The organism is Corynebacterium sp., assembly GCF_030532195.1.
In the GTDB taxonomy this organism is placed as follows: Bacteria; Actinomycetota; Actinomycetes; order Mycobacteriales; family Mycobacteriaceae; genus Corynebacterium.
Genome location: NZ_JAUNLP010000001.1, coordinates 353,163 through 376,450, shown reverse-complemented (window position 1 = coordinate 376,450; position 23,288 = coordinate 353,163). Strand labels below are relative to the sequence as shown.

22 protein-coding genes are annotated in these 23,288 nt (G+C 60.6%); 18 read left to right on the top strand and 4 right to left on the bottom strand.

Features of this window, described 5'->3' with window-relative positions; genetic code table 11:
- Nucleotides 1-10 precede the first annotated feature (10 nt).
- Nucleotides 11-1,051: an alpha/beta hydrolase gene (locus Q4E11_RS01655; RefSeq protein ID WP_303163064.1), complete on the bottom strand. Its 1,041-nt coding sequence runs from the start codon at nucleotides 1,049-1,051 to the stop codon at nucleotides 11-13.
- 175 nt (nucleotides 1,052-1,226) lie between these two features.
- On the opposite strand from Q4E11_RS01655, the gene mqo reads away from it, so the two are divergent.
- The 7 genes from mqo (at nucleotide 1,227) to Q4E11_RS01620 (ending at nucleotide 8,053) form a co-directional block, all read left to right on the top strand.
- Complete coding sequence (gene mqo / locus Q4E11_RS01650) at nucleotides 1,227-2,723, top strand: malate dehydrogenase (quinone) (protein WP_303163061.1); 1,497 nt, start codon at nucleotides 1,227-1,229, stop codon at nucleotides 2,721-2,723.
- A gap of 86 nt (nucleotides 2,724-2,809) precedes the next feature.
- Nucleotides 2,810-3,931 (top strand): ATP-binding protein, encoded by a 1,122-nt coding sequence (locus Q4E11_RS01645; RefSeq protein WP_303163058.1) that lies wholly within the window; start codon nucleotides 2,810-2,812, stop codon nucleotides 3,929-3,931.
- Nucleotides 3,843-4,730, top strand: a complete 888-nt coding sequence (locus tag Q4E11_RS01640) for a VWA domain-containing protein (RefSeq protein WP_368410390.1) — start codon at nucleotides 3,843-3,845, stop codon at nucleotides 4,728-4,730. The genes Q4E11_RS01645 and Q4E11_RS01640 overlap by 89 nt, the downstream gene beginning before the upstream one ends.
- Nucleotides 4,711-5,331 (top strand): cob(I)yrinic acid a,c-diamide adenosyltransferase, encoded by a 621-nt coding sequence (cobO, locus tag Q4E11_RS01635; protein WP_303163056.1) that lies wholly within the window; start codon nucleotides 4,711-4,713, stop codon nucleotides 5,329-5,331. The genes Q4E11_RS01640 and cobO overlap by 20 nt, the downstream gene beginning before the upstream one ends.
- Nucleotides 5,325-6,701: a cobyrinate a,c-diamide synthase gene (locus Q4E11_RS01630; protein ID WP_303163052.1), complete on the top strand. Its 1,377-nt coding sequence runs from the start codon at nucleotides 5,325-5,327 to the stop codon at nucleotides 6,699-6,701. Before cobO ends, Q4E11_RS01630 begins: the two co-directional genes overlap by 7 nt.
- A gap of 10 nt (nucleotides 6,702-6,711) precedes the next feature.
- Complete coding sequence (gene cobA, locus Q4E11_RS01625) at nucleotides 6,712-7,812, top strand: uroporphyrinogen-III C-methyltransferase (protein ID WP_303163049.1); 1,101 nt, start codon at nucleotides 6,712-6,714, stop codon at nucleotides 7,810-7,812.
- Nucleotides 7,796-8,053 (top strand): hypothetical protein, encoded by a 258-nt coding sequence (locus Q4E11_RS01620; RefSeq protein WP_303163046.1) that lies wholly within the window; start codon nucleotides 7,796-7,798, stop codon nucleotides 8,051-8,053. The genes cobA and Q4E11_RS01620 overlap by 17 nt, the downstream gene beginning before the upstream one ends.
- Here the strand turns inward: Q4E11_RS01620 and yaaA are convergent.
- Nucleotides 8,050-8,787 (bottom strand): YaaA family protein, encoded by a 738-nt coding sequence (gene yaaA, locus Q4E11_RS01615; protein WP_303163044.1) that lies wholly within the window; start codon nucleotides 8,785-8,787, stop codon nucleotides 8,050-8,052. The genes Q4E11_RS01620 and yaaA overlap by 4 nt on opposite strands.
- 60 nt (nucleotides 8,788-8,847) lie before the next feature.
- Here yaaA and Q4E11_RS01610 point away from each other — a divergent pair, with 60 nt between their 5' ends.
- Nucleotides 8,848-10,623: a proline--tRNA ligase gene (locus Q4E11_RS01610; protein ID WP_303163041.1), complete on the top strand. Its 1,776-nt coding sequence runs from the start codon at nucleotides 8,848-8,850 to the stop codon at nucleotides 10,621-10,623.
- Between the two features lie 15 nt (nucleotides 10,624-10,638).
- On the opposite strand, the gene Q4E11_RS01605 is transcribed toward Q4E11_RS01610, so the two are convergent.
- Complete coding sequence (locus Q4E11_RS01605) at nucleotides 10,639-11,604, bottom strand: DUF4439 domain-containing protein (RefSeq protein WP_303163039.1); 966 nt, start codon at nucleotides 11,602-11,604, stop codon at nucleotides 10,639-10,641.
- A 102-nt stretch (nucleotides 11,605-11,706) separates the two neighbouring features.
- Between Q4E11_RS01605 and rimP the strand changes: the two genes are divergently transcribed.
- The 8 genes from rimP (at nucleotide 11,707) to Q4E11_RS01565 (ending at nucleotide 20,690) form a co-directional block, all read left to right on the top strand.
- Nucleotides 11,707-12,279 carry a ribosome maturation factor RimP gene (gene rimP, locus Q4E11_RS01600; RefSeq protein ID WP_303163036.1) on the top strand — a complete coding sequence of 191 codons (573 nt, stop codon included), beginning with the start codon at nucleotides 11,707-11,709 and terminating at the stop codon, nucleotides 12,277-12,279.
- Complete coding sequence (gene nusA, locus Q4E11_RS01595) at nucleotides 12,276-13,262, top strand: transcription termination factor NusA (RefSeq protein ID WP_303163034.1); 987 nt, start codon at nucleotides 12,276-12,278, stop codon at nucleotides 13,260-13,262. The genes rimP and nusA overlap by 4 nt, the downstream gene beginning before the upstream one ends.
- A gap of 170 nt (nucleotides 13,263-13,432) precedes the next feature.
- Nucleotides 13,433-13,816, top strand: coding sequence for a YlxR family protein (locus tag Q4E11_RS01590; RefSeq protein WP_303163032.1), 384 nt, complete (start codon nucleotides 13,433-13,435; stop codon nucleotides 13,814-13,816).
- Between the two features lie 130 nt (nucleotides 13,817-13,946).
- Complete coding sequence (gene infB / locus Q4E11_RS01585) at nucleotides 13,947-16,820, top strand: translation initiation factor IF-2 (RefSeq protein WP_303163030.1); 2,874 nt, start codon at nucleotides 13,947-13,949, stop codon at nucleotides 16,818-16,820.
- Between the two features lie 271 nt (nucleotides 16,821-17,091).
- Nucleotides 17,092-17,523 carry a 30S ribosome-binding factor RbfA gene (gene rbfA, locus Q4E11_RS01580; protein ID WP_303163027.1) on the top strand — a complete coding sequence of 144 codons (432 nt, stop codon included), beginning with the start codon at nucleotides 17,092-17,094 and terminating at the stop codon, nucleotides 17,521-17,523.
- 46 nt (nucleotides 17,524-17,569) lie between these two features.
- Nucleotides 17,570-18,637: a bifunctional oligoribonuclease/PAP phosphatase NrnA gene (locus tag Q4E11_RS01575; protein ID WP_303163024.1), complete on the top strand. Its 1,068-nt coding sequence runs from the start codon at nucleotides 17,570-17,572 to the stop codon at nucleotides 18,635-18,637.
- Between the two features lie 5 nt (nucleotides 18,638-18,642).
- Complete coding sequence (locus Q4E11_RS01570) at nucleotides 18,643-19,986, top strand: MATE family efflux transporter (protein ID WP_303163021.1); 1,344 nt, start codon at nucleotides 18,643-18,645, stop codon at nucleotides 19,984-19,986.
- Nucleotides 19,983-20,690, top strand: a complete 708-nt coding sequence (locus tag Q4E11_RS01565; protein WP_303163019.1) for a 4'-phosphopantetheinyl transferase — start codon at nucleotides 19,983-19,985, stop codon at nucleotides 20,688-20,690. The genes Q4E11_RS01570 and Q4E11_RS01565 overlap by 4 nt, the downstream gene beginning before the upstream one ends.
- Before the next feature lie 11 nt (nucleotides 20,691-20,701).
- Here the strand turns inward: Q4E11_RS01565 and truB are convergent, their stop codons facing one another.
- Entirely contained in the window at nucleotides 20,702-21,688 is a 987-nt protein-coding gene (gene truB / locus Q4E11_RS01560; protein ID WP_303163016.1) for a tRNA pseudouridine(55) synthase TruB, read from the bottom strand.
- Between the two features lie 64 nt (nucleotides 21,689-21,752).
- Here truB and Q4E11_RS01555 point away from each other — a divergent pair, with 64 nt between their 5' ends.
- Entirely contained in the window at nucleotides 21,753-22,763 is a 1,011-nt protein-coding gene (locus tag Q4E11_RS01555) for a bifunctional riboflavin kinase/FAD synthetase (protein ID WP_303163013.1), read from the top strand.
- A gap of 163 nt (nucleotides 22,764-22,926) precedes the next feature.
- The gene (rpsO, locus tag Q4E11_RS01550; protein WP_303163010.1) at nucleotides 22,927-23,196 is read left to right on the top strand and encodes a 30S ribosomal protein S15; all 270 of its coding nucleotides are present in this window, start codon (nucleotides 22,927-22,929) and stop codon (nucleotides 23,194-23,196) included.
- Nucleotides 23,197-23,288 lie beyond the last annotated feature (92 nt).

The window sequence follows — 23,288 nt, the reverse complement described above, 5'->3', positions numbered from 1 at the left end:
TAGCCTTGATTTATTCCGACTCCGTGCCGGAATCGACAGTGGCGAGGAACCGGAATGTCTCATCGAAGGCGCGTTCCAGGGCATCTGGCTGCGACAAGTAGACATCGTGGAGGGCGCCCGGAATTGCGACATCGCGAGCCTGCGGGCCTAGGTTCGAGGTGGCCTCAGCAATCTGCTCGGTATTGAGAACAGAGTCCACGCGGCTGAGCTCTGGTGTGTAGTCGGAGCCGAGCAGGTAGTTGTCGGAGTGGAGCACCAGTGTGGGCACACCAGTGTCGATTCCGCGAGCGACACGACGCTGACCGGTCACAATGGCGCTGAGCCACTGCCAATTCTTGTCGTGGCCAGTAATGGGTTTGAAATTTTGGTCATATTCCCAACGTCCCTCGTGCTGGCCGCTAATGGATTTGCCGTAGCCGCCAGAGGACTGCACCGGGATGAGATTGTTCGGGCGAATCTTTGACATTACGCGGGCAGCCAGCGAATAGACCGGAGCCTTTGCCTTTGAGACATGCAGCGTCAGCCAGGGGGAATTCAGCACTGCCGAGGACACCGTAATCTGGCGGGTCGATGGGGCGTGGCCGCCAACAGAACGCAGCCAGTCCAGCCACAACACGGCGATAAGGCCCCCGGTGGAGTGTGCATTGATGGTTACCGTCGTGTGCCCAGCTTTCTCCAGCAATTCGAGTGCGCGGTTGAGCTCCTCGAAATAGTGCGTCAGATCGCTGCAGCCGTGCCACGTCTGTCCCGGCAGGTGGGCGCGGCCGCACTTGCGCAGGTCAATGGCATAAAAGGCATAGCCCTCGGCGTGGTAGCGCTCGGCCACGTGCGTTTGGAAGAAGTAGTCCGACATACCGTGAATCCAGAGCGCTGCGGGCCGTATGTGGAAATCGCCTGCCGACGAATCGGGGCAGTAGCGGACCAGTACTGCGCGGATGTTGCCCTCGCCATCGGGGTCTTCACCGAGCTCGATGACGTGTTGCCCATAACCTTCACCGAGGTTATCGGGGTTAAATCCGGGGGTAGTGAAATCTGGAATATCGGTAGTCACAGGCCCTAGCCTAGCGCCGAATTCCGGGGGTAGTGGGTTTGTGTGACACAATGGTTATTGGACTGAGTCGGTAGCTCTGTTTCGCGCCTACAAGATGTGCGCGCGTTCGTGCGCGGGCGCCAGTTGAATCGCCAGTTGAATTCAGTAATCAAGTTAGAAGGATGTTGACAGCAAAATGGCTGATAGCAAGCTTCCTGCTTCCAAGGGCGACGAAGTAGATGTCGTCCTCATCGGTGCAGGTGTAATGAGTGCGACGCTGGGTGTGCTGCTCAAGGAGCTCGAGCCATCCTGGTCACAGGTCCTGTTCGAGCGCCTCGATCAGCCCGCCAAGGAGTCTTCCTCCCCTTGGAACAACGCCGGTACCGGTCACTCCGCACTGTGCGAGCTGAACTACACGCCGGAGAAGAACGGCAAGGTCGATGTCACTAAGGCAAAGACTATTAATGAGCAGTTCCAGGTTTCTCGTCAGCTGTGGACCTCCCTGGTTGAAAACGGCACTTTGACCGACCCGAAGGCCTTCATCAACGCAGTTGACCACACCACCTTCGCTCAGGGCCCGGAGCAGATGGCATTCATGCGTCGTCGCTATGAGGCACTGGAGCAGGAGCCGCTGTTCCACGGCCAGGAGCTCATTGAAGATCCGGATCGTTTCGCCGAGTACCTGCCGCTGATGTCGGAGGGCCGTGACTTCTCCAAGCCGGTCTCCGCAATTCGTAACCCGAACGGTACTGACGTTAACTTCGGTGCACTGACCAAGCAGTACCTGGAGGCTCTGTCCGAGAAGGGCACTGAGATCCGCTACGGCCACGAGGTCACCGGTCTGAAGCGCGACGGTTCCAAGTGGATTGTCACCGTGAAGAACCTCCACACCAAGGACGTTCGTACCCTCGTTGCCAACTTCGTCTTCGTTGGTGCTGGCGGCGACGCACTGCCGCTGCTGCAGAAGGCTTGCATCAATGAGATTCGCGGTTTCGGTGGTTTCCCGGTTTCCGGTCAGTGGTTGCGCTGCACCAACGAGGAACTGATTGCCAAGCACGACGCTAAGGTTTACGGCAAGGCTACTGTCGGCACCCCACCGATGTCCGTTCCGCACCTGGACACCCGTGTCATCGACGGCAAGCGCGGCCTGCTGTTTGGCCCGTACGCCGGCTGGAACATGAAGTTCCTGAAGAACGGCAACAACCTGGACCTGATTAAGTCCCTGCGTCCGGCTAACCTGCCATCCATGATCGGTGTCGGTATTCAGGAGATGGGTCTTACCAAGTACCTGATTACTGAGGTCATGAAGGACTTCGATGCTCGCATCGAGTCCTTGCGTGAGTACGTCCCGAACGCTCGTCCGGAGGACTGGGAGCTCATCGTTGCTGGCCAGCGCGTGCAGGTCATTAAGCCGATGAAGGCTCCGAAGTTCGGTTCCCTCGAGTTCGGTACCGCTGTCATCAATTCCTGGGACGGCACTATCGCCGGCCTGATGGGCGCTTCCCCGGGCGCTTCCATCGCCCCGGCCGTCATGATCAGCCTGATCGAGCGCTGCTTCGGTCGCCACATGGGCAAGTGGGCTCCGAAGCTCAAGGAGCTCGTCCCGTCCTACGGCACCACTCTGGCTGATGACCCGGCTCTGTTTAAGCAGGTTTGGGAGGCTTCCCAGAAGACCCTGAAGCTGGAGCGCTAAGCCGCATAGGCCAAAGAGTTCAACTCGCTTAACAGTTATCTACCCCGCCCTGAGCGCTTCACTCACGGTGGGGTAGAACTGTATCTATGGAAAAAATCGCGTCGACAAGCCCTCGCAATGTGGAACCCACTTTTCCGTTTACCGCAATCGTGGGGCAAGAGCGGCTCCAGCTGGCGTTGATTCTCACCGCCCTCGTGCCTGAGATTGGCGGTGTTGTCATTCGCGGTGAGAAGGGCACTGCGAAGACCACGACGGTTCGCGCATTGGCGCCATTCCTCAGCGGCTTACTGGTCAATCTGCCGCTGGGTGCGACAGAGGACCGCGTCGTCGGTTCCATCGATGTCGAAACTGTGCTGACCACCGGTCATGCCCGCTTTAATCCTGGGCTGCTCAGCGCCGCTGATGGTGGCATTCTCTACGTCGACGAAATCAACCTACTGCCGGATCACCTGGTGGATTCCGTGCTCGACGCCGCAGCTACTGGTCGCGTCGTCGTCGAGCGCGATGGCATCTCTCATTCGGCTACATCACGCTTCGTGCTGGTGGGCACCATGAACCCCGAAGAGGGCGAACTGCGCCCACAGCTTCTTGACCGCTTTGGTCTCGCCATCGACGTGGTCGCCTCGAAAGATCCGTCGATACGCGCGGAGATTGTCTCCCGTCGGCTGGATTTCGACGCCAATCCTGAGGACTTTGTCACGCGCTTCGCCGACGCGGATGCCGCGCTCAAGGATCGCATCGAACGGGCGCGCACGCTGCTTGACGACGTCGCCCTGACCCCGACCGTCCTGGGGCAAATTGCCAGCGTCTGCGCTGCTTTTGATGTTGACGGTATGCGTGCGGATATCGTCATTGCGCGCACTGCCCGCGCTCATGCCGCATGGCGGGTGGCCGAAGATGAGTCCGCGCAGCCTGGTGAGCCTATTGGGATTGACCAGGAAGACATCAAGGTAGCCGCCGAGATGGCACTGCCGCACCGCCGTCGCCGCGATCCCTTTGACGAGCCCGGTCTGGACCAAGATCAGCTGGACGATGCCTTAGATCAGGCACAGGAGGAGTTTCCGGAGGAACCCATCGAAGAGCCGGATGATGCGGATTCGATAGGCCAGACAGAACAAGATGCCCAGCCAGAGCAGCCCGAGAATCAGCCTGCTGCTGGCGGAAAGGCAGGTCGCGCCAACGCTGGCGCCCCCTTTCGCCGTTCGTAAGATCAGCATCGACGGGGTCGGCCACGGTTCGGCCGGCAGGAGGTCCAAGGCTATCGGCCCGCGCGGCAGCACCATTGGCGCCAAACGCGGCGGACACGGAGTCCACGTGCCGGCAACCGTGCTGGCAGCCGCCAACCGCGGTGCCCGTATTGATCAGACAGCAACCGATGCGCAGGTTTTGCCGCTTATTCCTACGGACATTCACGGTGCGATTCGGCAGGGCACTGAATCCGATCTCGTGGTCTTTGTGGTCGATGCTTCAGGCTCGATGGCGGCCCGCGACCGCCTGGCCGCAGTCACCGGGGCCGTGACCTCGCTACTGCGCGACGCCTATCAGAACCGTGACAAGGTTGCCGTTGTAGCCTTCCGCGGCGGTGGCGCAGAGGTGCTGTTGCCGCCGACGAAGTCGATTGATGCGGCAGTGCGCAGGCTTGCAGATGTCCGCACCGGCGGCCGAACTCCACTTGCCCAGGGTCTCATCACCGCTCATGATCTGGTGGCGCGGGAGGCTCGCAAGGAGCCATCGAGGCGCGCAATCATGGTGCTGCTCTCTGACGGCCGCGCCACCGGCCAGGATGGCCTGCGGCAGGCGCGGGCGGCGGCCGCAACGATTCGTCGTCAAGCGTTGGCGGCATCCGTTGTCATCGACTGCGAGCGCTCCCGGGTGCGCCTCGGACTAGCGCAGGAAATTGCGGCGGAAATGGGCGCGACCTGCGTCAACCTCACCGAACTGAGTGCTGAATCCGTTGCCGGTGTCGTTCGTGCATATCATCATAGCCATGGCACAAGGAAAGCTTGACCCCAAATCTATTCCCGACGACGGGCTGACCACGAGGCAGCGTCGCATGATTCCGATCACTGCCGTGCACACTGGCCCCGGCAAGGGCAAGTCCACGGCGGCGTTCGGCATGGCGATGCGCGCGTGGAATCAAGGCATGAATATCGGCGTGTTCCAATTCGTTAAGTCTGCCAAGTGGAAGGTCGGCGAGGAAGCTGTCATGCGTCGGCTCGGCGCGCTTCACGACGACACGGGCGAGGGCGGCCCGGTCGAATGGCACAAGATGGGCGAGGGCTGGTCCTGGTCGCGCAAGAAGGGCACCGAGGAGGACCACGCCCAGGCAGCGGCGGAGGGCTGGCAGGAGATTAAGCGTCGCCTCTTGAATGAAGAGCACGACTTCTACGTCCTCGATGAGTTCACCTATCCCATCAAATGGGGCTGGATTGATGTCGACGATGTGGTGGAAACGCTGCGTAACCGCCCAGGCCGCCAGCATGTGGTGATGACCGGCCGCGATGCGGATCCGAAGCTCCTTGAGGTCGCTGACCTTGTCACCGAGATGACCAAAATCAAGCATCCGATGGATGTCGGGCGCAAGGGGCAGAAGGGCATCGAGTGGTAGCTCCTGGAATTGTCATCGCGGCGACGGCCTCGGGGACGGGAAAGACCACCATCTCCACTGGTTTGATGCGGGCGTTGTCACGCAATCACCAGGTCGCGCCGTTTAAGGTTGGCCCTGACTACATCGACCCTGGCTACCACGGTGTCGCGGCAGGGCGGCCGGGCCGTAACCTGGATTCGTTCATGTGCGCGCCAGAGACTATCGGTCCGCTGTATGCGCATGGCTCCGACGGCTGCGATATCGCGGTCATCGAGGGGGTCATGGGGCTTTTCGACGGCCGCATTGGGCACGACCCACTGTCCATCGAGGGATCCACTGCGGAGATTGCTTCGCTCCTGGGCCTGCCGGTCGTTCTAGTTGTCGACGCACGGCACATGTCGCAATCGGCAGCCGCAGTCGTGCATGGTTTTTCCACTCTGCGTACCGATGTGCGCGTCAGCGGTGTCATTATTAACCAGGTGGGAAGCCAGCGACATGCTGACATCATCACTCGCGCTGTCGAGGCAATGGGAATTGAGGTACTCGGCGCTATCCCGCGTGTGACCGATATCGAGGTGCCCAGTAGGCATCTGGGGTTGGTCACCGCAGTTGAGCAGGGCGAACAGCTGGAGGCCGTCATTGAATCGATGGCCAACTTGGTGGAGCGCTTTATCGATATCGAGCGGCTGCAAGGCCTGGCCAGTATGCCGTATCCCGCTGAGCCCTGGGATCCTTCGAGGAAGGTTCAGCCACTTCCAAACAAGCGCCGCATGCGCGTGGCAGTTGCGGCTGGCCCTGCGTTTTCCTTTACCTATGCCGAGCACCGCGAGCTGCTGCGCGCCGCCGGTGCCGAGGTTGTGGATTTCGATCCGCTGGTCGATGACCTGCCCGCCGCCGATGGCTACATTGTCCCCGGCGGCTTTCCAGAGGAGCACGCAGAAGCTCTGTCACTGCGCGATGATATTCGTCGCGATCTTGTCCGCGCTATCGATGACGGGGCTCTAGTCCACGGCGAATGCGCAGGTTTGCTGTGGCTACTGGAGGACTTGGGCGGTCGCCGCATGTGTGGTGTCATTCCGGGCCGCGCATTTATGGCACGGCTGAAACTCGGCTATCGCGAGGCAGTGTCGTTGACGGATTCGGCCTTGTGTCCCGCCGGCACCAGGGTTCGTGGCCATGAGTTCCACAAGACCGCGCTGTCGAAAGACACCGCAGCGGCCGCAGAAGCAGCGGGCTGGCGGCCAGCCTGGGCGTGGCGCGGCTACCACGGCGAGACTGTTCACGACGGTTTCATTTCCGAGTCAGGACGAATTCACGCTGGTTACCTGCACGTTCACCCTGTGGGTGCGCCAGCTACCGTCGGTAGTTTTGTCCGCGCGTGCGCCAGGTAAAGTAATAGCCATGAGTTTGCTTCTCAAAGACTACGGTGTGTTGGTGATTGGCGGTTCCACGGCTGCAGAGCGCGTGATTCCTCGGTTATTGGACTCTGGCGCCGACGTCACCGTGTGTGAAGGCGGAGAAGTAACCACCGCTATTGAAGCCTGGGCCGCAGATGGCCGTATTTCACTGTCTCGCACTGGTTTTACCGAGGCAATGAGCTGGGGCAAGGCCCTGATGGTGTGCTGCGATGAGAACCTGCTGCGCGAAGTTACTCGGGAGGGGCATCGCCGCGGCATTCTGGTCGACGATGAAACCGGTTCCGCACGGCCACTGACTCCAGTCGCGCTGACGGGACGCCGCGCGTCCCGCGCAGGTGATTTGGCAGGTCAGGTCGCGCTCGTCGGCGGTGGCCCGGGCGATCCTGGATTGATTACCGTCGAAGGCCGCAGGCTCCTTCGGCTTGCCGACGTCGTCGTGGCCGACCACTTGGGGCCGCTGTCGCTACTCGGTGAGTTGGAACCCGATGTCGAGATTATTGATGCAGGCAAGCTGCCCTATGGCCGCGCCATGGCGCAGGAGCGCATCAATGAGCTGCTGGTCCACCGCGCTCGTGAAGGCTACTTCGTTGTGCGACTCAAGGGCGGTGACCCATACATCTTCGGCCGTGGCTTTGAAGAGCTGAAGGAACTGCAGAAGGCCGGTGTACCCGTGCGCGTCGTGCCGGGTATTTCCTCCGCACTGGCAGTACCGAGCTCAATCGGCATTCCGGTGACCATGCGCGGCATCAACCACGAGTTCACCGTGGTTTCTGGCCATGTTCCTCCAGGGCATAAGACCTCGCTGGTCAACTGGGATGCGCTGGGGCGCATGCACGGCACCATCGTCATCATCATGGGCGTGAAGAACGGTCCGAAGATCGCTGAAGCCCTGATGAAGGCCGGTCGTAGTCCGAAAACACCGGCTGCTGTCATTCAGGACGGCACGATGCCGAATGAGCGCTCCCTGCGCTGCACACTGGGCGAGCTCGGCGAGCAAATTGTGGAGGCGGGCATCAAGCCCCCGGCCGTCATCATTATCGGCGAGGTCGCTGGTTTGGATGCGAGCAATGACGAAGCAGAATAAACCGAACAAGCAGAACAAGAGGGCAGGGCTTTTTACGCGCTTGCTTGCCGACGAACAGTTGCGCAGCGCCATCTGGTTCGGTGCGGCGGCCTTCCTGGTGTTCTACTTAGGCGCAATGCTGCTGCTTCGCTTAGTCATGGTTGACGGCAGCGGCTCCAGCTACGACAGCATCATTATCGCTGTCGTGGCGCTGATTGCCGCTGTTATTGCAGGCCGGAAGCGCTATAACGACGACGTTTAATTTTCCGGGACGCGGAAGATGAGGGTGCCGTCGTCAAGCGTGACATCGTGAACAGCAGCGCGTGCGATATCGACGGCATCATCCGGGGTGGCCGGGGCTTCGTCAGCGAGCGCAATCGTGCGCGCGAACAGGCCCTTGTAGTGCTTGTTGAAGTGACTGACCACCTTGTCATCGGCGGTGAGCACAGTCATGGTCGTCGCATTTTTGACTTTGCCGAGGTTGGCGTAGGTGCCTGAGCGTAGATCGATGAGGAAATCCACCTGCTCAAGTGCCTCGGTAATCGCTGTGCCCCAGCGACGTTTCATTGTCGGTGCAGGCGTACCTGGCTGATCAGCGTAGGGGAGCTTGACCGTGCCGGAGAGCCGATAGTGCGGGATGAGGTCCTCACCGCCGATGACACCGAAAAGGGCAGACCCGATGGCGAGCCGCGCGCGGCCGGTGGCGGGGAGATCCGCGGGGGAGAGCGCGTCGTAGAGCACGCCGGTGTAACGCTCGAGCGCGGGCATCGTGGGGGAGGCCATGAGCTCTGCGTTGGCGGTGACCTCATCTGCCAACCGAGGCCCCAATTTCAGTGTTTCCATTGCGAGCGCGGGGTCGGCACTCAGTGCTACCAAGTCCGATGCGATGTGCCTGCGAATTGGGGTGAGTGAATCGAAACTCAAGGTGGAAAAATTGAGTTTGGAATGGCTGCCACCTCGGGCTTTGGTCTCAGATGGGGGTAGGACAACGAGCATGGGCACCATAGTAATGCCCCACATGTTGCAAAGAATTGTCGGCGGGTAAAATCATCACTCATGATTACGCGAATGTCCCAGTTGTTCCTGCGCACCCTGCGCGAGGATCCCGCTGACGCCGAGGTCCCTAGCCACAAGCTGCTCGTCCGTGCCGGCTACATCCGGCGAACTGCTCCCGGCGTGTACTCCTGGCTGCCCCTGGGCTTGAAGGCTCTGCGCAACGTGGAAAAGGTTGTGCGCGAAGAGATGGAAGCCATTGGCGCACAGGAATTGGCATTCCCGGCACTTTTGCCACGTGAGCCGTATGAGGCCACAAACCGCTGGACCGAGTACGGCCCGGAGCTGTTCCGTCTGAAGGACCGCAAGGGCGCGGACTACCTGCTCGGCCCGACGCATGAAGAGATGTTCGCGCTGGCCGTCAAGGACCTGTTTAGCTCATACAAGGACTTCCCGACGACGCTGTTTCAGATCCAGACCAAGTACCGCGATGAGGCACGTCCGCGTGCCGGTATTCTGCGCGGCCGTGAGTTCGTAATGAAGGACTCCTACTCCTTCGACATGGATGATGAGGGACTGGAGCAGTCCTACCTCAAGCACCGTGGCGCCTACCAGCGCATTTTTGACCGTCTCGGCATTAAGTACGAGATTTGCCACGCAACCTCCGGTGCGATGGGTGGCTCGGCCTCCGAGGAGTTCTTGGCTGTCAGCGCCAATGGTGAGGACTCCTTCGTGGTCTCCTCCGATGGTCAGTACGCCGCAAATGTTGAGGCCGTGGATATTCCAGCGGCCGAGCCGCAGCCGATTTCGGGCCAGCCGGCGGCAGAGGTCCGTGAGACTCCGGACTGCACCACCATTTCCGCATTGGTGGACTGGGCAAATACTGCTGGCAACCTGGGCCGCGACATCACCGCTGCCGATACCCTGAAGTGCATCCTCGTCGCTGTTGACCCGAAAAAGGTTGACAAGGAGGGCAATGCACTGCCGGAGCAGCTGACCGCTATTTTGATTCCGGGTGACCGCGAGGTCGACGACAAGCGCCTGGAAGTTGCCTTCGAACCGGGCGAGGTGCGCCTGCTGGAAGACAAGGACTTCGCTGCCAACGACTTCCTGATCAAGGGCTACGTGGGCCCGAAGGGCCTGGCAGACCACGGTGTGAAGGTTCTCGCGGACCCGCGTGTCGCAGAGGGCACGTCATGGATCATCGGTGCCAATGAATCCGGCAAGCACATCGTCGGTGCGGTCGCTGGCCGTGACTTTGCCATTGAGGGCATCTGCGATGTCGCAGAGGTTCGCGATGGTGACCCAGCTCCGGCAGGCCACGGCACGCTGAAGATTGAGCGCGGTATCGAGATCGGTCACATCTTCCAGCTGGGCCGCAAGTACACCAACGCCTTTGAAATCGACATCCTCGACGTCAACGGCAAGCGTGCTCGTCCGACCATGGGCTCCTACGGCATTGGCGTCTCCCGCCTGGTGGCTGTGCTCGCTGAGCAGCAGCTTGATGAAAAGGGGCTGAAGTGGCCAGTCTCGGTTGCACCGTACAAGGTCCACATTGCTGTGGCCGGGAAGAATGCCGACGCCGCCGCTGCCGCTGAGAAGCTGGCAGAGGATTTGGACGCTTCCGGCATTGAGGTCATCTTCGATGATCGTCCGAAGGTCAGCCCGGGCGTGAAGTTCAAGGACGCTGAGCTGCTGGGCATGCCGTTTGTGGTCATCTTTGGCCGCGGCTACGCCGACGGCAAGGTGGAGCTGCGCAACCGACTCAGCGGAGAGACTATGGACGTGGCTGCTGACTCGATTACCGAGCAGTTAATCGAGCTGACCCGGCAGGCCTAATTGGTCAGATTTAACTCAGAGCCCCGGTAGGGGCTCTAGGTCATTTCCGGCCATCGCTGCCGCACCACCGGCAGCCACCCCAGCGGCCTGGAGCGCGAACAGGCGCATTGAACCATTCTTGGCCGCCTTGAACACATCCTCCCAGGCCTGCGCGCAGTAGCGCTCCAGGGCAGTGATGTATTCCACCGGCTTTTGCTGTGGTGATGGCACATCCTTAGGCATATAGCCAGCAGCCCCCTCGGGCACTTCTGCGCCGCTGGCCTCCAGCACGGTGCGGGCACGGTCGCGCAGCATGCGGTGGCGATCACCGCGAGCCATCAGTGCGGACGTGGCATCGGCAGTAGTCGCAGGCGCCGCCACACCAACGCCGTAAATCAGCATGTACTCGGCTTTCAACGCGGTGGTCAGCTGTTCCTCCGCGTCCGCGGTGAGTCCATCGCCTACGGGGACGGGCGGGATTAACTCCTCCCAGTCCGCACCTGCCGCACGAAGGCCCAAGACCAGTCCGCCGTCAACCGCCGTCGCCAAGCGAGCAGTGTGGTCCGCGCGCAGCGTATTGCGATTTTCCAGGCAGTCAGTTAGCGCCACATTGGACCGTGCGTCCATCAGCACATCCTTAGGTGTGGCGTTCGGGGGCAGAGGCACATCAATGGCCCGATCAGTGCCACATTCTTCAACTGGTTTGCCATCTTTACGAGTACCGCAGGCACGCGTGATTTCCTCGTTCAGTGCAGTCAGCTGCGCTTGACGCAGCGCTGCGAGGTTCGCGTCGGCGTCGTTAAGCACCTTGGCATCGCGCGATGCGAGGGCACTGAGGACCTCCACGCCGTAATCAGGCCGTGGCGCCACCAGATTCGAGCATGCGGCAAGCGCTGGCAGCGTACCCATCGCGAGTGCCGCGCCGAGAAAACCGCGGCGGGAGACGGCGCGCGAAGTGGTTGACGCGGAACCAAAAGCGGGGGAGGAGGACTGATCAATCACCTCACTATGGTGCCACGGCCGCGCGAACTTTGTGTCAATGTGGTGCTAGGAAACGGCCCCACCTGCACGCTTAAGGATTCGTGACCTGTACACTCTGTGGTTATGGCGATACCCGCACCCGAGAAAATTGAAGAGTTTGTGTCTCCCGTGCTCACGGAGATCGGTCTTGATGTGGAAAACGTCAAGGTCATTCGCGCTGGGGCCAAGTCCCAAATCATTGTGCAGGTTGACGCGGATGAGCGTCCTGACCTGGACGTTCTAGAGCAGGCGACCCACGAGGTCTCCGCAGCTCTAGACGCCGCCGAGGCGCGCGGTGACGCCGACTTCGGCACACAGGGCTACACGCTGGAAGTCTCCACGCCAGGAATCGACGCCCCACTGACGCAGCCACGCCATTGGCTCCGCAACCGTGGGCGCATCGCAGAGATTTCGCTTGCCGACGGAACGTCGCTGGCAGCCCGCATTGGCGCGCTGTCGCCAGATGGAGATTCGGTGATTCTGGTCACCTCAAAGGGGCCAAAGGGCCGTTTGAAGGCTGTCGGGCAAAGTGTCCAATTAACCGATGTCGCACGTGCAGTGGTACAAGTTGAATTCTCTAATCCACCCGCAGCTGAAACGGAATTTGCGGGTCTAGACTATGACGATGCCTTGACCAGGCTGGAGGATAACAAGTGAAGATTGAACTAGCCGCCCTTCGTACCTTGGAAAAGGAAAAGGGCATTCCCGTCGACGAAATGCTGGGACTGGTCGCCCGCGCATTGCGCGAGAGCTACCGCGATACCACTGCGCCGGCGCGCTACGCACGCGTCGAAATCGATCGTGAGACCGGTGACGTCATAGTCTTTGCCCAGGAACGCGATGACGAGGGCAACCTCATCTCCGAGTGGGACGACACCCCAGAGGACTTTGAGCGAACCGCTGCCTACGCAGTGCGCCAGACTATCCTGTCGCGTCTGCGCGATGCGGAAAGCGACAAGGTTCTCGACGAGTACGGTGATTTGTCTAACCAGGTCATCTCCGGCGTCGTCCAGCGGGATGTCTATGCCAATGAAAAGGGCATCGTTGTCGTACACATCGGCTCTGAGGCCAATGGCCGTGACGGCATCCTCATGCCGGCTGAACAACTGCCGGGCGAAGAACTCAAGCACGGTGACCGCATTAAGTGCTACGTCGTCGGCGTGAATAAGACTCCGCGTGGTGTGGCAATTCACCTTTCGCGTACGCACCCAGAGCTGATTCGCAAGCTCTTTGAGCTGGAGGTGCCGGAGGTCGCAGACGGTGCAGTTGAGCTGATTTCGATTGCCCGCGAGGCAGGTCACCGGACCAAGGTCGCTGTGCGTCCAACCGTCAAGGGTCTCAACGCCAAGGGTGCATGCATTGGCCCGCGTGGTCAGCGTGTGAGCTCGATTATGAACGAGCTCAAGGGCGAAAAGATTGACATCATCGACTACGACGAAGACCCGGCGAAGTTCGTTGGTAATTCCTTGGCTCCGGCCAAGGTGGTTAGCGTCAAGATTATCGATATGGAAGAGCGACGCGCGCATGTCGTTGTTCCGGATTACCAGCTGTCGCTGGCAATCGGTAAGGAAGGTCAGAACGCGCGTCTGGCCGCTCGGCTGACCGGCTGGCGTATCGATATTCACTCGGACGCGGAGTAATCCCCGGTTTCGCAGTAGCGAAGTTGCTGTCAGGGCGGAGAAGTTGCCTGGAGGTTGGCACTTTTCCGCCTTTTCGGGTTATGCTTAGAGGTGGCCAAACGACATGGCGTGGTTTTCTATGCGATTTTTCACGCCGAGATACAACGCAGAAAGGTGGGTGCGTCGAGAGTATGACGACATCGCGGGTTTTAAACCCGAATTCGGCTACTCATGCACCCACGCGTACTTGTATCGCAACCAAGCAGCGCCGAGATCGTTCGCAGCTGCTGCGCATTGTCGCAACTACCCGCCCAGATGGATCGGTTGCCGTAGTGCCAGACCCGTATCGGAAGATGCAGGGCCGAGGCGCATGGATTACGCCGACACTGGATGCCTGGGAAACAGCAAATCGGCGCCGAGCATTTGGCCGCGCACTGAAGGTGTCTACGCAGGTGGACGCGTTTCCGGTTAAACAGTTTATCGCGACACACTATGCCACGGAATCGCCTGATTCCTCGGCTGCTGTGGATTTCGATAAGCAGGGAGGCAGGAAAAATGAGAACAGAAAGTCCTAAACACTGATGAGCACACGATGAAGCATCAGCGATGAACGGCAATACGTAAAGAGGGAGCCCAGCAGGCGCTCTCGGTGCGCGGACCAATCCGTCACCGGGCGCTGCTCGGCCCCCACTAGTGAGGAGAGCAGTGTCCGGAAAGCTACGTGTCCATGAGCTCGCAAAGCAGCTCGGGGTCACCAGCAAAGAACTACTCGCCGAGCTGAAGGCTCAGGGCGAGTTTGTCAAGACCGCATCGTCGACCGTGGAACCCCCGGTCGTTCGCAAGATGAAGAAGGTCTACGAAGAGAAGAATGCAGCCGCAGGTGGCGGCGCTGCAGACGCCTCCAGTGAGGCAGCTGCGGCCAAGCCTGCCGCAAAGCCAGGCGCCAAGCCTGCTGCAAAGACTTCCGCTAAGCCGGCAGCGAAGCCAGGTGCAAAGCCTGCCGCCCCGTCGGCTGCTAAGCCTGCGGCAAAGCCAGGTGCAAAGTCTGCCGCCCCGTCGGCTGCTAAGCCAGGTGCAAAGCCTGCCGCAAAGCCAGGTGCTAAGCCGGCTGCTAAGGCAACCCCGACACCGGGGCCGGCGCCCAAGCCGGGTGCACAGCCCAAGCCGGCAGCCAAGCCAGCAGCAAAGTCCCCGGCCCCCAAACCGGGTCAGGAAATGCCACGCCCGCAGAAGCCGGCTGGCCCGAAGCCGGGTCCGAAGCCAGGCGCACGTGCTCCGCGTGTAGCAAACAACCCATTTTCCACTGGTGGGTCCTCTCGCCCGGCTCCGCGGCCATCGAATATGCCGCGTCCGCAGGGTCGTCCAGGCCCGAAGCCGGGCGGACGCCAGGGCGGACCGCGCCCACAGGGCGGCCACGGCCGTCCGGGACCGAAGCCAGGCGCACGCCAGGGTGGTTCTCGCCCACAGGGCGGACAGGGCCGCGGCAATAAGCCGAGTGGCAATCGTCCGACCCCGGCAATGATGCCGTCGCACCCGAACCCGGGGCAGATGCCGGCAAAGGCTCACCGCGGTGGCGGTGGCGGCTTCGGTGGTCGCGGCCGTGGGCCGGGCGGTCCAGGTGGCGGCCCGCGTGGTGGTCGTGGTGGCCGCCGCGGTGGAACTGCAGGTGCATTCGGGCGGCCAGGAGGCGCCCCGCGTCGCGGACGTAAGTCGAAGCGCCAGAAGCGGCACGAGTACGAGGCAATGCAGGCCCCATCCGTTGTCGGCGGCGTCAAGCTGCCTAACGGTAAGGGCAAGACCATTCGCCTCGCGCGCGGTGCATCTCTGTCTGACTTCGCTGAGAAGATCAATGCCGACGCAGCATCGCTGGTCCAGGCACTGTTCAACCTCGGCGAAATGGTGACTGCAACTGCGTCTGTCTCCGATGAAACCCTGCAGCTGCTGGGCGACGAGATGGACTACAAGGTTCAGGTTGTCTCCCCAGAGGACGAGGACCGTGAGCTGCTCGAGTCCTTCGACCTGCAGTTCGGCGAGGACGAAGGCGACGACGAAGACCTGCAGCAGCGTCCGCCGGTGGTTACCGTCATGGGCCACGTCGACCACGGTAAGACCCGCCTGCTGGATACCATCCGTAAGGCGAATGTCGGTGGTCACGAGTCCGGCGGCATCACTCAGCACATTGGTGCATACCAGGTGCCGGTGGAGCTCGATGGTGAGAAGCGCAAGGTGACCTTCCTGGATACTCCGGGTCACGAGGCCTTTACCGCTATGCGTGCTCGTGGTGCAAAGTCCACGGATATCGCCATCCTGGTTGTCGCAGCTGATGACGGCGTCATGCCGCAGACGGTTGAGGCAATCAACCATGCGAAGGCCGCTGATGTGCCGATCGTGGTTGCAGTCAACAAGATTGATAAGGAAGCTGCGGATCCGCAGAAGATTCGTGGTCAGCTGACTGAGTACGGTCTCACTGACGAAGAGTGGGGCGGCGACACCATGTTCGTCGACATCTCCGCTAAGCAGGGAACCAACATCGACCAGCTGCTGGAGGCAGTGCTGCTGACTGCAGACGCTTCGCTGGATCTGCGCGCCAACCCGGATATGGACGCTCAGGGTGTTGCCATTGAGGCTCACCTCGACCGCGGCCGTGGCCCGGTTGCCACCGTCATTGTCCAGCGCGGTACATTGCGCGTCGGTGACTCCATCGTCGTTGGCGATGCCTACGGTCGCGTTCGCCGCATGGTCGACGAGTACGGTCAGGATGTTGAGGAAGCCGGTCCGTCCCGTCCGGTTCAGGTGCTCGGCCTGACCTCGGTTCCGGGTGCAGGTGACAACCTCCTGGTGGTCGACGAGGACCGCACGGCTCGCCAGATTGCGGACCGTCGTGACGCACGTCGTCGCAACGCTATGCAGGCACGTCGTCGTAAGCGCGTCTCCCTGGAGAACCTGGACGAGATTCTGAAGGAGACCAACACCCTCAACCTGATCCTGAAGGGCGACAACGCCGGTACCGTCGAGGCACTGGAAGAAGCCCTGCTCAAGATCGAGGTCGACGACGAGGTTGCGCTGAACATCATCGACCGCGGTGTCGGTGCTGTCACGCAGACGAACGTCTCGCTGGCTGCTGCGTCTGACGCCGTCATCATCGGCTTCAACGTTCGCTCCGAGGGCAAGGCCACCGAGGTTGCCAACGCTGAAGGCGTTGACATCCGCTACTACACGGTGATTTACCGCGCTATCGAGGACGTTGAGGCTGCTCTGAAGGGCATGCTCAAGCCGGTCTACGAGGAGAAGGAGCTGGGTCGCGCAGAGATCCGCGCCATCTTCAAGTCCTCTGCAGTCGGCCTCATCGCTGGTTGTATGGTCGAGTCCGGCAAGGTTCGCCGTAACGCCAAGGCTCGCCTGGTGCGTGACGGCAATGTCATCACCGACTCGGCGACTATTGAGTCGCTGAAGCGTGAGAAGGACGATGCCACCGAGGTCGCAGCTGGTTACGAGTGCGGTATGGTGCTGTCCTACCCGGACATCCAGGTCGATGACATCATCGAGGTCTACGAGATGGTTGAGGTGCCGCGCACCTAATCGCTGGATTTGCTTCCGCGTTAACAAGCGCATAACTGCTATAAAAGGCGTCCCGCAAGGGGCGCCTTTTTGCGTACCATCCAGCATATGGGGGTTAGACAACGATGGTGGTCACGAGCGTGCTTAGAAGGAGGGCTCGCTGAAAATCGTCGTAACGCAATGCGTAACGCGCAGGCGGTGATTTTTCCGTGCGCCGTCGGCGACTAGAACAACTGATACAATTACGCAGTTTGGAAAAACCTTCCGCCAACTGATCGAGGAGATGATGGTCATGGCAGATCCGGCACGGGCACGTCGCCTGTCCAAGCGAATTCAGGAGATTGTCGCCAGCTCGATTGAGCGCGAAATTAAGGATCGGCGTCTTGAATTCGTGACTATTACCGACTGTCGTGTCACCGGCGATTTGCACGACGCGACGGTGTACTACACCGTGCGCGGTCGTTCTCTGGATGATGAACCCGATTACGAGTCCGCAGCGGCGGCGCTGGAAAAGGCCAAGGGCCAGCTGCGTTCCCTGGTCGGGCGCGGCACTGGCGTGCGCTACACGCCGACGCTGACTTTCGAGGTCGACACGGTGCCGGAAATTTCCGCGCATATGGAGGCGTTGTTGGATAAGACTCGCGCTCGCGACGCGGAGCTTGCAGAGCAGGCAAAGAACGCCAAGCCTGCCGGCGACGCCAATCCATACCGCGACGAAGAGTAAGTTCTTCGCAGACGCCACACTCTCTGATGAAAGGGGCACTTTTACCGTGACCACTTCTCCGCAGGCTCAGGAGCAGGCCGCTCACCAGCTTTCTCAGGCGATTGGTCGCCGTATGTCAAAGCCGATTCAGCAGACGCAAGACATGCTTGCCGACGCGAAGAAAGTCGGTGTCATCTGCCATGTTCACCCCGATGCGGATGCCATTGGCGCCGCGTCTGCGATGGTGATGGCTCTCCGGCAGCGCGGCATTTTCGCTGAAGCCTCCTACGGCGAAAGCGACCTACCGGCTAAGTCGCTGCTGACAATCCCAGGTTGGGACCGCTTTGTTGAGTACGTTGACCTGGAAGAAGACATCGACACCTGGATCACGGTTGATTGTGCCAGCCCGGGGCGCCTCGGCGCGCTGGAAGAGCGCGTGATGGCTTCTGATCGCATCATCAATGTCGACCACCATTCGACCAACACTCGCTTCGGCACTGTGAACTTGGTCGATGAACTGGCTGAGTCGTCCACGATGGTGCTGCTGGACTTCTTCGGAGTGTGGGGCATCAAGCTGACCCGTGAGATGGCGCATGCCCTCTACGCGGGTCTGCTGACAGATACGGCTTCCTTCCAGTTCGGTCGCTCCCGCATGCACACTGCAGCGGCGCGTCTGCTGGATAAGGGCCTGGACCCGCGCACCATTGGCGCGCAGCTGCTGGAAGAACACCCCTTTGAGTACCTGCCATTCCTCGGCCGCGTTCTGTCGACGGCCACACTGGTGCCGGAATGGGGCGGCGGCGCAGGTCTGATTCATGTCGTTGTCGACTACGACCAGACTGAAGGTGTCGGCCACGACGAAATTGAGTCGGTGGTTGATATCGTTCGCACCACTAATGCCGCTGATGTGTGCGCGGTGCTCAAGGAGTATGAGCCGGGGCAGTGGGCGGTGTCGCTGCGCTCGCGTGAGCGTGTCGACGTATCCCAGGTCGCCCTGGCAATCGGTGGCGGCGGCCACCAGCGTGCGGCAGGACTGACACGCGACTGCACCCGCGCGGAGTTGCTCCAGGCAATCCTGGACACCAGCGATGTTGCCGCAAAAACACTGACCGACGACAGCTCTAGCGAGGCCTAAAAGGATTGTCGGACTCGGCTCATACTGAAATTCAACAGACACACGCCCCAAGCGACGTCAGCCTCCGGGCAATAGTTTCCCTGGCGCTGCCGGCGCTGGGCGTGCTGGCGGCTCCAGCGCTGTATGTGCTGCTGGACACCGCCGTCATCGGTCGACTGGGAGCCATTGAACTGGCGGCCCTTGCTGCGGGGTCGACGGTCTTTTCGGTTGTCACCACGCAACTGACATTCCTCGCCTACGGCACAACTGCGCGGTCTGCCCGCGCGTTTGGGCGTGGCAATGTCGATGAGGCAGTGGCGGAGGGCCTGCAAGCGACGTGGGTCGCGGTTTTCGTCGGCCTTACTCTCTGCGTAATCATGCTGGGCTTTGCGCCCACCTTTACCGGCTGGTTGGCACCACAATCAGATGTTGCCCACGATGCCGGCCAATGGTTGCGCACAGCCGCCTTCGCCATTCCACTGGTGCTTATCGCGCAGGCGGGAAATGGCTGGCTACGCGGCATTCAAAATACGCGTGCGCCACTTGTGTATGTCCTCTCAGGCCTTATCCCAGCGGCAATTATTATTGTCCCGCTGGTCCGCGCTTTCGGGCTGGTGGGCTCGGCCATGGCAATCCTGGTCGGTGAACTGATTACCGGTGGACTCTTCCTGCGCGCCCTGCTTGTGGAGTGCAACAGCCGCCACTTGCCACTTCGCCCGAATGGTTCGACCATCAAGAGCCAGCTGGTTCTCGGCCGCGATCTAATCGTGCGTTCCCTGTCGTTCCAGGTGGCGTTTCTTTCCGCCGCTGGCGTCGCTGGTCGCGTCGGCCCTACCGCCCTTGGCGGACACCAGGTCATGCTCCAGCTGTGGAACCTGATTTCCCTGGTACTCGATTCGCTTGCGATTGCCGCGCAGACGCTAGCTGGCGCCGCTCTCGGTGCCAGCTCCACAAAGGTCGCACGCTGGACCGGCAAGCGCGTCACACTCTGGTCGTCAATTATTTCGCTCGGTCTGGCAGCAATTTTCGCGCTGGGAAACGTCTTGATTGTCCGCATTTTCACCGATAACCAGGGCGTCACCGATGCGATTACATCGGGTCCATGGTGGATACTCGTAGCGATGATTCCCATCGGCGGCGTGGTCTTCGCTCTCGACGGCGTGCTTCTCGGTGCCGGCGATGCCGCCTATCTTCGCAACGCCACCGTCATCGCTGTGCTCGCAGGCTTCCTGCCGCCGGTGTGGTTGGCACAGGCTTTTGGTTGGGGCTTGGTCGGCATCTGGTGCGGCCTACTTCTGTTTATGATTTTGCGACTGGTGTTCGTCGCCACGCGCTTTAGCGGTGAGAAGTGGTACGGCGTCACGGCATGATTTCGCTTGACGACGTCCACGAGACGCTCATCGCCAATCTGCCAGCGGGAACAAAACTGGTGCTGGAACCCAATGCCACGCGCCCTTTTGACCCGCAGGAACTGCAGCAGCTCCACGTGCTCGAGCAGAAAGTGTGCGATGGTGCCGTGGCAACTCGGCAGCGAGATTTTGCCCGTGGCCGCAAAGCCGCGCACGAAGCGCTTGAGCAGTTGGGGCTCCCGGAAAGCGATGGCATTGGTGTGTCGGCCGCCAAAGCGCCGCTGTGGCCGAGCGGGGTCGTGGGCTCGATTAGTCACTGCGATGTTGCGGTCGCTGCGGTGGTGGCGCATGCTGCGCAGTTGCGTGGCATTGGTCTCGATGTCGAGGTTGACCAGGACATGGAACCGGGTGCCATTGACGCTGTGCTGCGCGCCGATGAGGAACGTATCGACTCCCTGGTGCAGTTCAGTGCCAAGGAATCGATGTACAAGGCCTGGGAACCAATCATGGGGCAGTGGCTGGACTTTTCGGAAGTTTCTGTGCAGCCTGTCCGACTCAGACGGCAGCCGCTGGCACATCTATTTCGAAAGCGCAGCGGTCTAACCTCCGGAGAGTTGGGAATCACGTTTCATCGCGACGTGCCGCAGATCTTCCGAAACATCAATGGATGTTGGGTACGTGGCGCTAGTGTGGTAGCCACCGCTGTGTGGCTCCCGCGTGACTAAAATACCGCAGGTTAGAGAGTCGCAGGGCGCACTACGAACACCGTCTTGGCGCGTTTGCCAGACTCAGTGACCAGTGCGGGGACGCGACCACTTGGTGCTACTGCCGCGTAGACACCGCGCATCCCAATCGGCTCAAGCCACTTACCTTGGGTCAAATCGTGTGCTTCTTGCTCCGTGACCTCGCGGGACGCAAAGCAGCGCAAACAAGCCTGGTCAAGGCTCATCGGCAGCAGATGTGCCGCGCGCTGTGGCAAAGGACGGCGCATCTCGGCAATTTCTGGGTGCTCGGCATCGTATTTTTCGGCCATGTCTGTCAGCTGCGGGATGGTCAGAGCATCATCGAGTGTGAAGACGCCGGCAGCCGTGCGACGCAGTGCCGTCAGGTGACCGCCCACGCCGAGGGTTTCACCCAAATCGCGGGCGAGAGCGCGAATGAAGGTGCCGGCGGAGCAATCGACCTCCACATCGATGTCAATACATTCTCCTGGGCGCGCGGGGTCGGTGTCGTGGCGGATATCCACTACCTCGTAGCGGCTAATCGTGACTGGACGGGCGGGGATATCGACCTTCTCGCCACGGCGAATACGCTCATAGGCACGCACACCATCAATCTTGACGGCTGACACCGCAGCGGGCTTTTGCATAATCGTGCCGGTAAATTCCGCGACTTTGTCCCGAATCATCTCATCGGTTACCGCTGCCGCCGATGATGTGGAGAGCAATTCGCCCTCGGCGTCGTCGGTAAGCGTGGCGGCGCCCAGCCGAATAGTTGCGCGATAGGACTTGGTATCGGCGTGCACGTGCGGTAGAAAGCGTGTGCCACGGCCGATGCCGAGGACGAGCACGCCGGTGGCCATGGGGTCGAGCGTGCCGGAGTGGCCGACTTTCTTGGTGCGGAAGATACGGCGAAGTTTGCCCACGACATCATGGCTTGTCCAGCCCTGAGGCTTGTCTACAATGACGATTCCGGAGTCTGCAATCGGATCGAGGTCGGTCATAGTGGCAATCCTATGTTGCGGCATTTGCAGTGTGTTAAACGGCAACCAGTTACACTTGCTCCTTGTGGAGATTTGGAATGGCTTGGACAAGGTGCCCGCTGACTTCGGTGACTCGGTAGTTACCGTCGGAGTTTTCGACGGTATTCACCGCGGTCATCAGCAGTTGATTAACCAGACCGTGCAGGATGCGCAGGCGCGCGGGGTGAAGTCGATTCTGATGACTTTTGACCCCAATCCGGTCGCGCTGTTCGCCCCGGATAAGGTCCCACCGGCGCTGTCGACGGTTGCTCGCCGCGCGGAACTCGCCGAGGCCGCGGGGATCGACGCGATGTTGGTCGTCGCATTCGACAAGAAGTTTGCCAGCATCCCCGCTGACGAATTTGTCAGCACCGTCATTCGCGATCAGCTGCACGCCAAGGCGATGTTTGTCGGCCAGAACTTCACTTATGGCCAAAAAGCCAAGGGCAATGCGGACACATTGCCGGAACATGGTCGTGCGGCTGGGGTAGAGGTCACTATTGTCGACCTGCTTGCCGTCACCGCAGAGGGCACCACGGACCGTGACTCGTCGACACGTATTCGCGGTCTGCTTAACGACGGCGCCGTGGCCGCAGCCGCCGAGTGCCTGGGGTACTACTACCGTGTCGATGGCCGTGTTATCCCAGGCCAGGGTCGAGGGGGCGCACAGCTGGGCTTCCCTACGGCCAATATTGATTTTGCCGACGGCCTGGCTATTCCGGCCGATGGTGTCTACGCCGCCTGGTTTAGCGCTCAGCCGACCGAGGCGCGGCCAGAGGCCGATGGTCAGGGCAATATTGAGTTCGGCGAGCGCTACCCGGCAGCGGTGTCGGTCGGCACCAATGTCACCTTTGGCGATACTGACCGCACGGTTGAGGCATATGTCATTGACCGCGAGTCCAATCTCTATGGCACATACGGTCAGATTGAGTTTGTTCGCCGTATCCGCGGGATGGAAAAGTTCGATTCTGTGGAAGCTCTCATTGAGCGCATGAATCAGGATGTTGTCGATACCAAGGCCATCCTCGATGAGGCCATTTTGGATAAGAACAGCTAGCTGATAGAGTATCTCCTCGGCTGTAACTGCGGTCCACAAGCAGTTACCACGATTGAGCGATTGATTACGGCGGTTATTCGCCGCAGCGTTGCTTGGTTGCTTGATGCCGAGTTAGTGGACTGAAACAACGATTACAATTGGATTTTTGAGGAGCTAGATTTTCATGGCTTTGAACACTGCACAGAAGGCAGAGATTCTCAAGGAGTTCGGCCTGCACGAGACCGACACCGGTTCCCCGGAGGCTCAGGTTGCACTGCTGACCGCTCGCATTCGTCAGCTGACCGAGCACCTGAAGCACCACAAGCACGACCACCACTCCCGTCGTGGCCTGCTGCTGCTGGTTGGTCGCCGCAAGGGTCTGCTGCAGTACCTGCAGGACAATGACATTCAGCGTTACCGTAAGCTGATTGACCGCCTGGGCCTGCGTCGCTAAGCCTCTGCAGCTGCATCTTTCGTAGCTTAAGACTTTTCACCCGTCGCGCGTGAATTCCCTTAGTTGGGAAGCTCACTGCGGCGGGTTTTTGC